At 47.1% G+C, this 14875-nt stretch carries 12 protein-coding genes; 5 read left to right on the top strand and 7 right to left on the bottom strand.

Annotation, left to right across the window (positions count from 1 at the left end; genetic code table 11):
• Positions 1-111: 111 nt before the first annotated feature.
• The 7 genes from gyrA to dnaA all read right to left on the bottom strand — a co-directional run bounded on the left by gyrA (position 112) and on the right by dnaA (position 9182).
• Complete coding sequence (gene gyrA / locus ACTRXH_RS14420; RefSeq protein WP_474261225.1) at positions 112-2580, bottom strand: DNA gyrase subunit A; 2469 nt, start codon at positions 2578-2580, stop codon at positions 112-114.
• Between the two features lie 119 nt (positions 2581-2699).
• Positions 2700-4616, bottom strand: coding sequence for a DNA topoisomerase (ATP-hydrolyzing) subunit B (gene gyrB / locus ACTRXH_RS14415; protein WP_474261392.1), 1917 nt, complete (start codon positions 4614-4616; stop codon positions 2700-2702).
• Positions 4617-4698: 82 nt separating this feature from the next.
• Entirely contained in the window at positions 4699-4983 is a 285-nt protein-coding gene (gene remB / locus ACTRXH_RS14410; protein WP_022792942.1) for an extracellular matrix regulator RemB, read from the bottom strand.
• Positions 4984-4996: 13 nt separating this feature from the next.
• Positions 4997-6115 carry a DNA replication/repair protein RecF gene (gene recF, locus ACTRXH_RS14405; RefSeq protein ID WP_474261226.1) on the bottom strand — a complete coding sequence of 373 codons (1119 nt, stop codon included), beginning with the start codon at positions 6113-6115 and terminating at the stop codon, positions 4997-4999.
• Between the two features lie 10 nt (positions 6116-6125).
• A complete protein-coding gene (gene yaaA, locus ACTRXH_RS14400) occupies positions 6126-6350 on the bottom strand; it encodes a S4 domain-containing protein YaaA (RefSeq protein WP_022792944.1) in 225 nt (74 codons plus the stop codon).
• Positions 6351-6552: 202 nt separating this feature from the next.
• A complete protein-coding gene (dnaN, locus tag ACTRXH_RS14395; RefSeq protein ID WP_474261227.1) occupies positions 6553-7695 on the bottom strand; it encodes a DNA polymerase III subunit beta in 1143 nt (380 codons plus the stop codon).
• Between the two features lie 146 nt (positions 7696-7841).
• Complete coding sequence (gene dnaA / locus ACTRXH_RS14390) at positions 7842-9182, bottom strand: chromosomal replication initiator protein DnaA (RefSeq protein WP_474261228.1); 1341 nt, start codon at positions 9180-9182, stop codon at positions 7842-7844.
• 624 nt (positions 9183-9806) lie between these two features.
• On the opposite strand from dnaA, the gene rpmH reads away from it, so the two are divergent.
• The 5 genes from rpmH to mnmG all read left to right on the top strand — a co-directional run bounded on the left by rpmH (position 9807) and on the right by mnmG (position 14793).
• Entirely contained in the window at positions 9807-9944 is a 138-nt protein-coding gene (rpmH, locus tag ACTRXH_RS14385; protein ID WP_079474470.1) for a 50S ribosomal protein L34, read from the top strand.
• A gap of 100 nt (positions 9945-10044) precedes the next feature.
• Positions 10045-10407 (top strand): ribonuclease P protein component, encoded by a 363-nt coding sequence (gene rnpA / locus ACTRXH_RS14380; RefSeq protein WP_474261229.1) that lies wholly within the window; start codon positions 10045-10047, stop codon positions 10405-10407.
• 227 nt (positions 10408-10634) lie between these two features.
• Positions 10635-11270, top strand: a complete 636-nt coding sequence (jag, locus tag ACTRXH_RS14375) for an RNA-binding cell elongation regulator Jag/EloR (protein WP_474282721.1) — start codon at positions 10635-10637, stop codon at positions 11268-11270.
• Positions 11271-11489: 219 nt separating this feature from the next.
• Complete coding sequence (gene mnmE / locus ACTRXH_RS14370; RefSeq protein WP_322525348.1) at positions 11490-12866, top strand: tRNA uridine-5-carboxymethylaminomethyl(34) synthesis GTPase MnmE; 1377 nt, start codon at positions 11490-11492, stop codon at positions 12864-12866.
• 46 nt (positions 12867-12912) lie between these two features.
• On the top strand, positions 12913-14793 hold the full coding sequence (mnmG, locus tag ACTRXH_RS14365) for a tRNA uridine-5-carboxymethylaminomethyl(34) synthesis enzyme MnmG (protein ID WP_474261231.1): 1881 nt from the start codon (positions 12913-12915) through the stop codon (positions 14791-14793).
• Positions 14794-14875: the final 82 nt, after the last annotated feature.

Here is a 14875-nt window from a genome sequence, read left to right as displayed (position 1 = left end):
ACCAGCCAAAAAAGAACGTGGATCGAACGATCCACGAACAAACATGACGCTTTTATTTTGTTTCTCAACAATCTGAAAGCCCAGCCGTTTAAAATACGGCTGGGCTTCAAACTATTCTTCCTCTGATTCTGCTGGAACGTTTTCTTCTTCGATGGCTTCATGTTCAATTACGGGCGCCACTGTAGAAACAGCCTCGCCTTTATCAAGACGGATGAGACGTACACCCTGGGCGTACCGCCCGAGTCTCGAAACATCGCCTACCTGCATACGGATCACCACTCCCTGAATGGTCATCACCATCAGGTCGATGTCCAATGGCACCGAACGCATCGCTGCGAGTTCCCCTGTGCGGCTTGTCAGTTTAATCGCTTTTAACCCTTTGCCGCCCCGGTTCTGCTTACTGAATTCTTCAATTGAGGTAAGCTTCCCGTATCCTTTGTTTGTTACCATTAGTATCATTTCATTCTCTACTGAAATATCCATACCTACTACTTCGTCATCTTCGCGAAGGGAAATGGCTTTAACTCCGGAAGCCGTCCGCCCCATCGAGCGCACGTCCTCTTCATCAAAGTGAATGGACATTCCCTGCTTTGTGCCGATAATTAAGGAATCGTCGCCGGAGGTGAGACGCACGCCGTGAAGCTCATCGTCCTCCCGGACGTTAATAGCGAACAGGCCGCCCTTGCGGATGTTTGAAAAGGCCGACAGCACAGTTCTTTTCGAAATTCCTTTTTTCGTCAGGAAGAATAGATAGGCGTTTTCTGAAAATTCCTCGATCGGAATTACCGTGCTGATATATTCACCTTTATCGATCTGAAGCAAATTAATTAACGGAATCCCTTTAGCCGTACGGCTTAATTCAGGAATTTCATAAGCTTTCAAACGATATACTTTCCCTTTGTTGGTAAAGAAAAGAATCGTCTGGTGGGAATTGGTCGTCAGCAGATGCTCTACAAAGTCATCCTCATTCGTCCCCATTCCCTGTACGCCCCGTCCACCGCGGCGCTGGCTCCTGTACGTATCAATCGGCATACGTTTAATGTAGCCCTGGTGCGAAATAGTGACTACTACGTCCTGCCGCGGAATAAGGTCTTCATCTTCGATGGAATTCTCTCCGGCTTCCAGACGTGTCCGACGGTCGTCACCGAATTTCTCCTTCACTTCGGTAAGCTCTTCCCGGATAATTTCGAGCACCCGCTCTTCGTTAGCCAAAATTTCTTTCAGCTCCCGGATGCGCTCCATCAGCTCCCGGTACTCCTGTTCAATTTTGTCTCTTTCAAGGCCGGTTAAACGCTGCAGTCGCATATCAAGAATAGCCTGTGCCTGATCTTCACTCAAATCATAGTTGTCCATCAGACCATTTCTTGCGATCTCCGTTGTTTCCGATCCCCGGATCAGCTCAATCACCGCATCCAGATGGTCAAGCGCCACCCGCAGACCTTCAACAATGTGGGCACGGGCCTCTGCTTTTCGAAGTTCAAAAGCAGTCCGTCGCTTGATAACTACTTTTTGATGCTCGAGATAGTGATACAGACATTCTTTGAGGTTAAGCACCTTCGGCTGGCCGTTCACAAGAGCCAGCATGTTAATACCAAAGCTCGTCTGCAGCGCCGTTTGCTTGTATAGGTTATTTAAAATAACGTTGGCGTTGGCATCTCTTCGTACTTCCACAACGACCCGCATGCCATTACGGTCTGATTCGTCGCGAAGATCAGTAATACCGTCGATTTTTTTATCGCGAACCAGCTCTGCAATACGCTCCACCAGCCGGGCTTTATTCACCTGGTATGGCAGCTCATCTACGATGATTGTTTCCTTGCCTTTTTTATCTTCTTCAATGTAGGCGTGCGAACGGATAATAATTGATCCTTTGCCTGTCTGGTAAGCCTTGCGGATACCCGAGCGGCCTAGAATGGAAGCAGCTGTTGGGAAATCCGGACCAGGGATATATTCCATCAGCTCTTCTACCGTAATATCAGGATCTTCACTCAGGGCGAGTACCCCGTCAATAACTTCTTCAAGACGGTGCGGCGGGATATTGGTAGCCATACCCACCGCAATTCCGGACGTACCGTTAACCAGCAGGTTCGGGAAACGCGCCGGCAGAACTACAGGCTCCCGCTCGTTACCGTCATAGTTTTCCTGATAATCAATTGTGTCTTTGTTAATATCGCGGACCATTTCAAGCGATATTTTAGACATTTTTGCTTCGGTATAACGCATCGCCGCTGCTCCGTCCCCGTCCACGGAACCGAAGTTTCCGTGCCCGTTAACGATTGGATGGCGGTAGCTGAAATCCTGTGCCATGCGCACCATTGTTTCATAAACCGCGGAGTCGCCGTGCGGGTGGTATTTACCGATAACGTCCCCAACGATACGGGCGGACTTCCGGAACGGCTTTTCAGGCGTCATGCCGAGCTCACTCATTGCAAATAAAATACGCCGGTGCACCGGCTTCATTCCGTCACGAACGTCCGGGAGGGCCCGGCTGACGATAACACTCATCGCGTAATCTAAAAATGAGGTGCGCATCTCCTCGCCAATACCAATCTCCGTGACTCTGGATTCGTTTTCTGCCATTGCAGTAACCTCCTACTTTCTATTCCAGCAGGCTTGAGTGCCTGTTTCTGCTATATTCGATAGAAACCCCCGCTTTAATCTTCCGCGGGGGTTTCTTTGTTTCACCTTAATGCCGGCTCTTACACGTCGAGGTTCTGTACGTAATGCGCGTTTTCCTGGATAAAGTCACGACGCGGCTCGACGTGATCACCCATCAGTGTTTCAAACACTTCATCGGCTACCATTGCATCTTCAAGTGTAACCTGCATCGTCGTTCTTGAATCCGGATCCATGGTCGTTTCCCAAAGCTGGGTCGGATTCATTTCCCCGAGCCCTTTATAGCGCTGAAGATTCGGTTTTGGCTGCGCCGGGAGCTCGGCCAGGGCAGGCTGAAGCTCACGTTCGAAAAAGAGGTAGCGCACGTATTTGCCCTGCTGGACCTTGTACAGAGGTGGCTGGGCAATATAAATATATCCTCTTTCAAGCAGCGGCCGCATATAACGATAAAAGAAGGTTAGCAGAAGTGTCCGGATATGGGCTCCATCCACATCGGCATCCGTCATAATAATAATCCGGTGATAGCGGGCCTTTTCGATATCAAATTCGTTGCCGATTCCCGTTCCGAGAGCTGTAATAATGGTTCTGATTTCATTGTTGGCAAGAATCTTATCCAAACGTGCTTTTTCCACGTTCAGAATTTTTCCGCGCAGCGGCAGAATAGCCTGGAAATGCCGGTCCCTTCCCTGTTTGGCTGAACCGCCGGCAGAATCGCCCTCGACGATATATACTTCACTGCTCGCCGCATCCTTCGAGGTGCAGTCGGCCAGCTTTCCCGGAAGGGAACTGACTTCGAGGGCACTTTTACGACGGGTTAATTCCCGTGCTTTTTTCGCAGCGTCCCGGGCTCTTGAGGCCATAAGCCCTTTTTCTACGATCGTCCTCGCCGTGTCCGGATTTTCGCTCATAAACCTCGAAAAATGCTCCGAGAATAATGAATCTGTAATGGTACGGGCTTCCCCGTTCCCTAACTTTGTTTTTGTCTGTCCTTCAAACTGCGGATCCGGAATTTTCACGCTGACAATCGCGACCAGTCCTTCACGCACATCGTCTCCGATTAAGTTCGGGTCGTTTTCCTTGAACAGGCTGTTTTTACGGGCATAGTCGTTAATAACTCTCGTCAGTGCCGTCCGGAATCCGGACTCGTGGGTTCCGCCTTCATGGGTATTAATATTATTCGCAAACGAATACACATTGCTCGTATATCCGTTGTTATACTGCATCGCCACTTCCACCTGAATATCGTTGCGGTTCGCTTCAAGAAAAATCGGCTCTTTGTGAAGAGTGTCCTTCTGACGGTTCAGGTATTCCACAAACGAAGCAATACCGCCTTCGTAATGGTAGGACTGCACCTGCTCTTCTTCCGTGCGTTTATCCGTACATGTAATATGGAGGCCCCGGTTGAGAAACGCGAGTTCCCGTACACGGGTGGTGAGCGTTTCAAATTCAAACTCGGTCGTTTCTTCAAAGATATCCGAATCCGGTTTGAAACGGATCTTTGTGCCCCTTTTGTCTGTCTTGCCGACCTTTTCAAGGTCGTGCTGCGGGATACCGCGGCGGTAAGCCTGCTGATAAATTTCGCCTTCCCTGTGTACTTCGATATCAAGCGTTTCGGAAAGAGCGTTCACCACGCTCGCCCCAACACCGTGAAGACCGCCGGAAACCTTATAGCCGCCGCCGCCAAATTTACCGCCGGCGTGCAGTACGGTCATAATAACTTCCACTGCCGGCCTGCCCATTTTTTCGTGCATGCCGACAGGAACACCACGGCCGTTGTCTTCTACGGTGATGCTGTTGTCTTTTTCGATCGTAATATATATTTGGTCGCAATAGCCGCCCATGGCTTCATCAATGCTGTTATCAACAATCTCCCACACTAAATGGTGAAGTCCTCTGGACGTTGTAGAGCCGATATACATGCCTGGGCGCTTCCGGACTGCTTCGAGTCCTTCAAGTACCTGGATTTGACTTTCATCATATGAATTTTGATTCATCGACAATCTGTTCACCTTCGCTTCCTGCGGGATCAAATCTCGCGTGTAGTCCGTAAATACATGCTGTCGTTTTCATGTCTTTATAAGCTCAGTCCTCTTTAGCTGACTGTATTTCTTCATGATATTCATCATATTCTGAAATAATCTGCGATCTGCGTTTCAGCGTTAACGAAGAAATAGGAGAGAAATAAACCTTCTCTTTCGTAACCACGACGGACTTTGCTTCGGAATCTGCAATTTGCTCTTTATCGTCATTTTCGACTGCCTGCAGGAACTGTCTTGTGATACTTGAAGAGTCCTGACTGTTGCTGTCTAAAATCGCAATGACATCTTTTGAACGTATTACGGTGCCGTCGCCTAAATGTATAAACAATGTGATTCACCACCTACTGTTTTTCCAATTGTCCCTGGCGGGCAGTAAATACGGTTGCCCGCTCGATTGTCTCGTGCTTGATGCTTTCAATGCTTGTCGTTGTAACAAAGGTCTGTACTTTTCCCTGGATCGCGTCAAGTAAATGAGACTGCCGATGCTGATCGAGTTCAGAGAGTACGTCATCAAGCAGCAGGATCGGATACTCTCCCACATAAGCGCGGATCAGCTCTATCTCTGCCATTTTTAACGATAGGGCAGCTGTTCGCTGCTGGCCCTGGGACCCGTATGTCTGTACGTCCCGTTCGTTAACCAGAAGCTTCATTTCATCCCGGTGCGGTCCTGCCAGCGACAGTCCACGGCGGATTTCATTTTCCCTGCGGCGCTCAAGCTCTGCCCGTAGCTGTTCAGCGAGTGCTGAGGCTTCCATTTCCGCGTGAATGTTTGCGGAAGGGTCATACTGCAGCTCAAGCTGTTCCCGACCCTGTGTGATCCGTGTATGAATCTCTGAGGCCCATCCTTCAAGCTGCTGCAAAAATCCGTAACGCCGCTGGATTACTTTCACGGCTGCTTCGATGTATTGTTCATCGATGACCTCAAGTGTTAATTCCTGCTCCCGGCTGGGTACGGGGAACATACCCTTCAGCAGCTGGTTGCGCTGCTTTAGAATGCGCTGGTATTTGGAAAGATCGTGAAGATACACCGGACTGATCTGGCCAATCTCCATATCAATAAAACGCCGCCTCATATTCGGCCCGCCTTTTACAAGGTTTAAATCCTCCGGGGCAAACATGACGACGTTGCATGCGCCTATATATTCGCTCAGCTTTTTTTGCTCGATGCCATTCTTTTTTACTTTTTTTCCTTTAGCCGAAAGAATAACTTCGAGATCAACATGACGCTGCTCCCGCTCTACCGAAGCTTCGATACGGGCAAATTCGTGGTTCCAGCCAATCAATTCCTTGTCTTTGGAAGTCCGGTGGGATTTCGCAAAAGCAAGCATATGAATAGCTTCCATCAGGTTTGTTTTTCCCTGGGCATTTTCCCCGACAATAACGTTTACAGTGTTCTCTATTTGCAAGGCAATATCACCGTAGTTGCGATACTGCTTGAGCCGAATGTTTTTTACATACACAGGCCTGTGCTCATCCTTCGCCGGTACCGATAGTGAAGCTTCCGTTTTCTTCGACTTCCACTACGTCCCCTGGATACAGCTTTCTTCCCCTGCGGGCTTCTTCTTCTCCATTCACTTCTACAGCGAATTCAGAGAGAAACCACTTTGCCATACCACCTGTATCGATGATTCCAGCTTCTTTGAGGAACTGGCCGAGTGTTATATATTCGGTTGTGATATTAATCGCCTCTCCCATATCGATCCTCCCGACGCCGGATATTAAAGCATAATTATTACTTCTGCCTGTTTCCGAACATATTTCATTCATACTCTATATTTTACTAAAAATAAGCGAAAAATGCCAGTATATCGCACTATTCGTTTCATATTCCCTGTCAGCATAACATAAGAAAAACGGCCTCCTGTTTTATACAAAAGGCCGTATAATTGTTCAACTTTTAATACGTGCGTACCGGCGAAAATAAATGCAGCATCTGATCATGGTCTGTCGGCCGCACCACAAATGGGCTCATTGCCCCGGTAAATTGAATATGAATTTTTTCACTGTCGATTACTTTCAGGGCATCTGTGATATTTTTTCCGTTAAACGAAATGCGAAGCTCTTCTCCGTCTATTTTATCACAATCGATGTTTTCCGTCACTTTCCCAATTTCGGAGGAAACGGAGTTGATCTCTACCCTTCCATCTCCGAGTGTTTTTAAGTTGATCACGTTGTTTTTTGTTTCTCTTGAAAGCAGCAATGCCCGGTCAAGTGACTGGAGTAATTCTTTCGTATACAGCTCCACCCCGGTTTTCGTTTCAGAAGGAATCATATTTTTTGTGACTGGATATTTCCCATCAAGAAGCCGGGAATAAAACAGGAGATGCGGAAAACGGAACATTACCTGGGTTTCCGTAATAATAATTTCCACCGTGGCATCATCATCGCTCAGCAGGCGGCTTAGCTCATTCAGGCTTTTACCTGGAATGACAATGTTAGACAGGTCAGGTGCATCCGAACCTGCTTCGAGATTTGCTTTCCGGAGAGCAAGCCGGTGGCTGTCTGTAGCAGTACAGATCAGTTCTCCGTTCTCACTTTCAAGGTTTACACCTGTCAACACTGGTCGCGTTTCCTGGGCCGACACGGCAAAAACCGTCTGGCGGATCATGTCCTTGAGTAAGCTCTGGGGCAAATGAAACATATTTGTATCATCCAGCTTTGGAAGCCTTGGGTATTCTTCTGGGTCCAGACCATTCAGGTTAAATACGACAGAGCCGGAACGGATCGTAGTCGCGAACTGGTCCTGTACGACGACTTCAATTTCTTCCCCTGGAAGCTTTTTTACTATTTCCGCAAAAAAACGGGCCTGGAGCACAATGCTTCCCTGCTCCTGCACCTGAACATACTGATTATCGTTTTCCTCTGTGGGAATGAACGTTTCGATGGATATATCAGAATCACTGCCGGTTAACGTTACGCCATCAGCAGCTGCAACGATTTTAATTCCGGTCAGTATTGGAATTGTCGTTCTGGAGGAGACAGCTTTATTTACGTTTTGTACATGTTGCACAAATTGATCTCGATCGACGGTGAAATGCATAGGTCATCTCCCTTTATATATATTGTTTTTAAAGTAGTAATAGTAGTAGGGCTTGTTAGTAATGTGGATAAATAACATTTGAACTGCTAAATCGGGCATTTGTCCCTGTGAGTAAGTTGTGTATAACTTCGGTTCGTTATCCACACCTATGTGCGTAATTGATCGATGATCCCCTGGACAGTTTTTTGCAGTTCTGTATCTGTCGACATCAGATTTGATATTTTTTCGTGGGCGTGAATGACGGTTGTGTGGTCTCTGCCTCCAAAAGCCTCACCGATTTTCGGCAGAGAGGCATCCGTCATTTCCCGTGACAGATACATGGCGATCTGACGCGGAAAAGCAATGCTTTTTGTACGCTTTTTTGCTTTTAATTCCGGCACAGGCATCTGAAACTGGGTAGCCACCCGTTCCTGGATATGCTCAATGGTGACTGTCTTAGGCTGGGCGGTAGGAATGATATCTTTCAGAGCTTCAGCCGCCAGGTCAGCATTCATGTCCTGATTGATCAACGAAGAATAAGCGACGACACGGATAAGTGCCCCCTCGAGTTCACGAATGTTTGTATCAATCTGATTGGCAATATAGAGCATGACTTCGTTTGGAATATCGAGCATTTCCGCTTTCGCTTTTTTGCGCAGAATAGCGATTCTAGTCTCGAGGTCCGGCGGCGTGATATCAGTGATTAATCCCCATTCAAACCGGGAGCGGAGCCGGTCTTCAAGCGTTGGTATTTCCTTTGGCGGACGATCGCTGGAAATGACAATTTGTTTGCTTTCTTCATGAAGAGCATTGAAGGTGTGGAAAAACTCTTCCTGGGTCTGCTCTTTTCCTGCTAAAAACTGAATATCGTCAATAAGCAGTACATCGACGTTTCGATATTTGTTCCGGAAATGCACAGCTTTGTTGTCCCGGATAGCATTGATGAATTCATTGGTAAACTTTTCAGAGGACAGGTACATAACTTTGGCATTTGGATTATGATCAATAACGTAATGACCGATGGCATGCATTAAGTGGGTTTTTCCAAGGCCGACACCGCCGTAAATAAACAATGGATTGTACGCTTTGGCTGGCGCTTCGGCTACTGCAAGCGATGCAGCGTGGGCAAAACGGTTCCCGGAGCCGATCACGAAAGTATTAAATGAATATTTATCATTCAGCATGCTCTTTGGAGGGTCCTGGCTGGAGCCGGACGGAGCTGCTTTTGGGGGCGCTGGTTCATTTTCAACCGGAACTTCAGCCTGCGGGATCACAAATTTCACCTGCAGCGCGGATCCGGTAATATCTTCTAAAGCATCCGTAATCAGGTTTGTATAACGGCTCTCAAGCCAGTCGCGGGCAAACTCATTCGGTGCTTCAATAATTACGGTATCTCCTTGAAGATCCGAGGCCTCTGTCGCTTTCAACCACGTTTCATAGCTTGGTTTACTTACTTTTTCCTGCATTAGTTCCAATGTCTGGTTCCATAAATCAGTAATATTTTCCAATAAGGACGCACTCCTCTCGTACAGGTTTAGCAGTATACAATGGTTTGGCTGGAGACTCAAATCGCTGGAAAGACAGAAAAGGCTTCTATCTTATCATGGTGAAAGAAAGAAACCCAATAAGTGAATATGCGGGAGATGCATATTGTATGCGTTATAAAATTATTGTGCAATAATAATAAAATTATGTAAAAAAAGAAATACACATAATGCACAGGGCTGTGAATAACATTGTCCAATGGCTGTGGAAAATTATCCACAAAGTTATCAACAGCTGTGGATAAGGTTGCATTGTATGGAATGTTATTAACAGAAACTTAATCCATGATAGCAAATAAAAAGATGAATAACAACGGGAACATATTTGTTTATCCACAAACTCAAGAACTTGTGTATAGAAACTATCCACAGCACTAGATTATGTGTACAGGTTGTTCATAATGCTGTGGGCATTTTTTATGTTCGCTTTTATTTATCCACACAGCAGAAAAGAATTGCTGTGCACAAATGCAGGAAACACAGCCAGCGGTATCGGCCAGGGGGTGGTTGACAGTTTTTCTTATTCTCTATATAATTTACGGGAATGTTTTCGAACGTTTATTACTCCTTAAGGAGGTGCGATACACTATGGGAAAACCAACATTTACCCCTAACAACCGGAAGCGTAAAAAAGTACACGGTTTCCGTGCGAGAATGGGAACAAAGAACGGTCGTCAGGTTTTGAAAAATCGTCGTCGTAAAGGTAGAAAAGTATTATCTGCATAAGAAGGCCACGGATTTTATCCAGTGGTCTTTTTTTCTGTCTTCAGCCGGAAAGAAAAATAAAAATGCCGGTGGTTTTTATAGGAAAAGGGGGAACCGGGTGATGAAAAAGCACAATCGTTTAAAAAAGAATCACGAATTCAGCTATATTTTTGCGCACGGAACTTCCTTTGCCAACCGGCAATTTGTGCTTTATACCTTAAAAAAAGAGGAACAGGTTCATTACCGGGCAGGACTTACCGTCAGCAAACGGATGGGAAACGCCGTCATGCGCAACCGGATCAAGCGTTATCTGCGTGAAGCTGTATCGGAGCTTGAGCCCCGGATCCCCGGAGGCTATGACCTGGTAGTAATAGCGAGGAAACCGGTAGCGGATATGGATTACCATGAAACAAAAAAAAGTCTGACCCATGTATTTAAAAAAGCCGGTTTGTTAAACTCAGGTAAAGCAAAGCCCAACAAGTAGACACAAAGTTGTTTTCGCTTCTGGCCGGCAGCGGCTGGGGGCGAAAAATACTTTTAAAATAGAGGGATTTCTGCTGGTGCTGAAGAAATTGTTTACAAGGACCGTGCGTAAATAAACTCAAAATCACTTTACACATACATGTACGTGCAGCATAAGCATATACATGCCCGTAATAAACGAAAATCGGGTACTTAAGAAACGTAAGGAACGAGGAGGGCGGGGTAACGGTGAACCAATCGATGAAGGTTTCGGGGAAAACAGTAGAAGAAGCTTTAGATACAGCTGTGCGGGAATGGGAAACAACAATAGACCGTATCGAGTACCAGGTGCTTGAAGAACCAAGAAAAGGATTTCTCGGCATTGGAGCGAAGCAGGCTTTCGTAGAAGTATCCCTTCGAATCGACCCTGTGGAGGAAGCGGCTGCATACTTAAAAGATCTGATTCAGGCTATGAACGTAGAAGCAGAAGTGGAAGTACAGATCTCAAGAAAGCATACCGCGATGGAGATCAAAGGCTCTTCTCTCGGCCTTCTGATTGGAAAGCGTGGAAAGACCCTCGATGCGCTCCAGCATCTTACGAATACAGCCGCCAATAAGCATGCTGACGCCAAGCAGCATATAGTACTTGATGCTGAAAATTACCGTGGGAAACGAAAAGAATCGCTGCAGAGGTTTGCAGAGCGGATGGCCGGAAAAGCGCTCCGGGAAGCCAAAACAATTAAACTTGAGCCTATGGACGCAGCGGAACGAAAAATTATTCATCAGGCCCTGCATCAGCATAAAAATATTGAAACAACTTCTTCAGGAAAAGAACCAAGACGTCACGTAGTAATTACACCTGGTGCAAAAGAAAAGTTAAAATGAGACAAATTGCCGCCTGGACTGCCGGGCGGTTTTTTTAAAAGAAACAGGCAGATGTACACAGGTTATCCACATGTGGATAAAAACCTTTTTCGAACTGCTTTCATATGATATTCTATTTAGTTAGAAGCATATAAGGAAACTGACGAAAGCGATGCCGAAAAAGGTGTCGTCCTTTTCGTGTGTCTAATAGATGAAGAAAAACCCAGGGAGGGTTGATGAATGGAAACAGATACAATTGCCGCGATTTCGACTCCGAGCGGGGAAGGAGCTATTGCGATTGTCCGCCTGAGCGGAGACGAAGCGCTAAATATTGCGGATCATGTGTATAAGGGCAAAAAATCTCTTCATGACGTGGAAACCCATACGATCCATTACGGGCATATTATCGACCCAGCGGACGGCTCCGTGATTGAAGAATCCATGATTTCTGTCCTCAGGGCTCCAAAAACATTTACAAGAGAAGATATCGTGGAAATTAACTGTCACGGAGGACTGGTTTCGGTCAATCGTGTCCTTGATAATGTATTAAGTCAGGGAGCGCGGCTGGCGGAGCCTGGAGAGTTTACGAAACGGGCATTTTTAAATGGGCGTATTGATCTGACGCAGGCGGAAGGTGTCATGGACCTGATCAGAGCTAAAACCGACCGGGCGATGCAGAGTGCTTTAAAGCAGGTTGAAGGAAGGCTTTCTGAACGCATCCGTAAGCTTCGCCAGAAGCTTCTTGAAACAGTAGCCAATGTGGAAGTGAACATTGACTACCCTGAATTTGATGCTGATGTTGTGACGACAAATGTTTTGAAAGAGAATGTTTCGTTTGTCGGCGAAGAGATCGATCAGCTTCTCGTAACGGCGCGGCAGGGAAAAATCATGCGTGAAGGACTTGGCACAGCGATTATCGGCCGGCCGAACGTGGGAAAATCCTCCCTGATGAATAATTTGGTACATGAAAACAAAGCAATTGTAACGGAAGTGCCCGGCACCACAAGAGACGTGCTCGAGGAGTATGTAAACGTCCGGGGGGTGCCGCTTCGTTTAATTGACACCGCCGGTATACGTGAAACTGAAGATATTGTGGAAAAGATCGGCGTAGAACGCTCCCGCCAGGTGCTGCAGGAAGCGGAGCTGATTCTTCTTGTCATCAATAGTGCAGAGCCGCTCTCCGATGAAGACCGAGCATTATTTCAGGCAGTTCAGGGCATGAATGTTATTGTTATAATGAATAAAACGGATCTTCCTAAACAGGTCGATGAGGAAGAACTCCGGGAGTATACCTCTGGGCGGCCGATTATTGCCGCTTCTTTTCTGAATGATGAAGGCATTGACAGTCTTGAAGAAGCAATTGCCCACCTCTTTTTTGATGAAGGGGTGGAGGCAGCGGACATGAATTATTTGTCCAATGCCCGTCATATTGGGTTATTGAATCAGGCAAAACGTTCGGTAAATGACGCTTTGGAAGCCGTGGAAATGGGAGTACCAGTAGACATGGTACAAATTGATATTACCCGGGCCTGGGAACAGCTCGGAGAAATTGTCGGGGAAAATGTGCATGACGGATTAATTGATCAGCTGTTTGCCCAGTTTTGTCTCGGAAAATAGATACACCCGCTGCAGGCGGAGGGTAATACTAGAAGGAGGAACTGTAATGAGTTACAACGGAGGAAATTATGACACGATTGTCATCGGCGCCGGACATGCGGGCGTAGAAGCAGGGCTTGCTTCTGCACGCATGGGAGCTAATACATTGATGCTGACGCTGAACCTGGACGCCGTAGCGTTTATGCCGTGCAACCCGTCCGTAGGAGGGCCGGCAAAAGGCATCGTCGTCCGCGAAATTGATGCGCTCGGCGGAGAAATGGCTAAAAATATTGATAAAACCCATATCCAGATGCGGATGCTTAATACAGGAAAGGGACCGGCTGTTCAGGCGCTCCGTGCGCAGGCTGATAAATTTCTTTATCAGCAGGAAATGAAGCGGACCCTTGAGAACACAGACAATTTAACGATCCGCCAGGGACTGGTGGAGGAGTTGATCGTTGAAGATAACGTATGTAAAGGCGTAGTCACTAATACTGGTGCGAGCTATTATTCTTCCTCGGTCGTAGTGACAACGGGCACTTATCTGCGCGGCAAGATTATTCTCGGAGAACTCGCTTATGAAAGTGGTCCGAATAACATGCAGCCTTCCATCAATTTATCGGACAGCATTAAAGCGCTCGGGCTCGATATGGTCCGGTTCAAAACCGGCACTCCGCCCCGGGTGAACAGTAATTCCATCGATTACAGCAAAACAGAGATCCAGCCCGGCGACGAGCAGCCGCGGGCCTTTTCCTACGAAACGGTGGAATTCATTACTGATCAGCTCCCGTGCTGGCTCACCTATACCGGCGCAGAAACGCATGAGCTGATTACAAACAACCTGCAGCGCTCCCCAATGTATTCCGGTATGATCGAAGGAACAGGTCCGAGGTACTGCCCTTCAATTGAAGACAAAATTGTCCGTTTTAACGACAAGCCGAAGCACCAGATTTTCCTCGAACCCGAAGGCAGAAATACAGATGAAGTTTACGTGCAGGGGCTCTCAACCAGTCTTCCGGAGGATATTCAGTTTGGCATACTCAAAACTATCCCGGGACTTGAAAACGTAAAAATGATGCGCCCGGGATATGCGATCGAATACGATGCAATTGTTCCGACGCAGCTGTGGCCGACCCTTGAAACAAAAACCGTGGAAGGTCTCTTTACGGCCGGTCAGATTAACGGTACTTCGGGTTATGAAGAAGCTGCCGGGCAGGGGATTATGGCCGGAATCAATGCAGCCTGCAAAGCACAGGGCAAGGAAGGCGTCATCCTTGACCGTTCGGATGCGTATATTGGAGTACTTATTGATGATCTGGTCACTAAGGGCACCAACGAACCATACCGCCTGTTAACATCGAGAGCGGAATACCGCCTGCTTCTACGTCATGACAATGCCGATCTGCGTCTAACCGATATCGGTCATGAGATCGGATTGGTTCCGGAGGCCCGCTACGAACGATTTGTGCATAAAAAAGAATCGATCGAGGCTGAGAAAAAACGATTGGAGAGCTTTACTCTGAAGCCGCATGAAGAAATTAATGATATGCTCATTTCCCGCGGTTCAACAGCGATGAAGGAAGCAGCTTCGGCGGCCCACCTGATGAAGCGGCCGGAAATCGGTTATGCTGACGTTGCTCCATTTGCAGACGCGCCTTCGTCTATTGCGCCGGATGTAGCCGAACAGGTGGAAATTCAGGTAAAATACGAAGGATATATTTCCAAACAGCTTGAACAGGTCGAGCGGATGAAAAAAATGGAAGAGAAAAAAATTCCAGAGAGCATCGATTACCACTCCATCTCGGGTATTGCGATTGAAGCGAGACAAAAGCTTTCAGAAGTACGTCCGCTTTCTGTCGGACAGGCATCCCGTGTATCCGGGGTGAATCCATCCGATATATCTATACTGCTTGTGTATATTGAACAGGGCCGTATGGCAACAACGTAACAGTGCGTGATAAAGCCCCTGCTTACTGAAAGCAGGGGCTTTTTTTAAGACAACGCCGTTTTGCTAAGGGGTAAACACCAGG

This window comes from Marinococcus sp. LNHM5E3-2.1, assembly GCF_056034365.1.
Note: the sequence above shows the minus strand (reverse complement) of the source record. Positions and strands in the feature narration are given on the sequence as shown.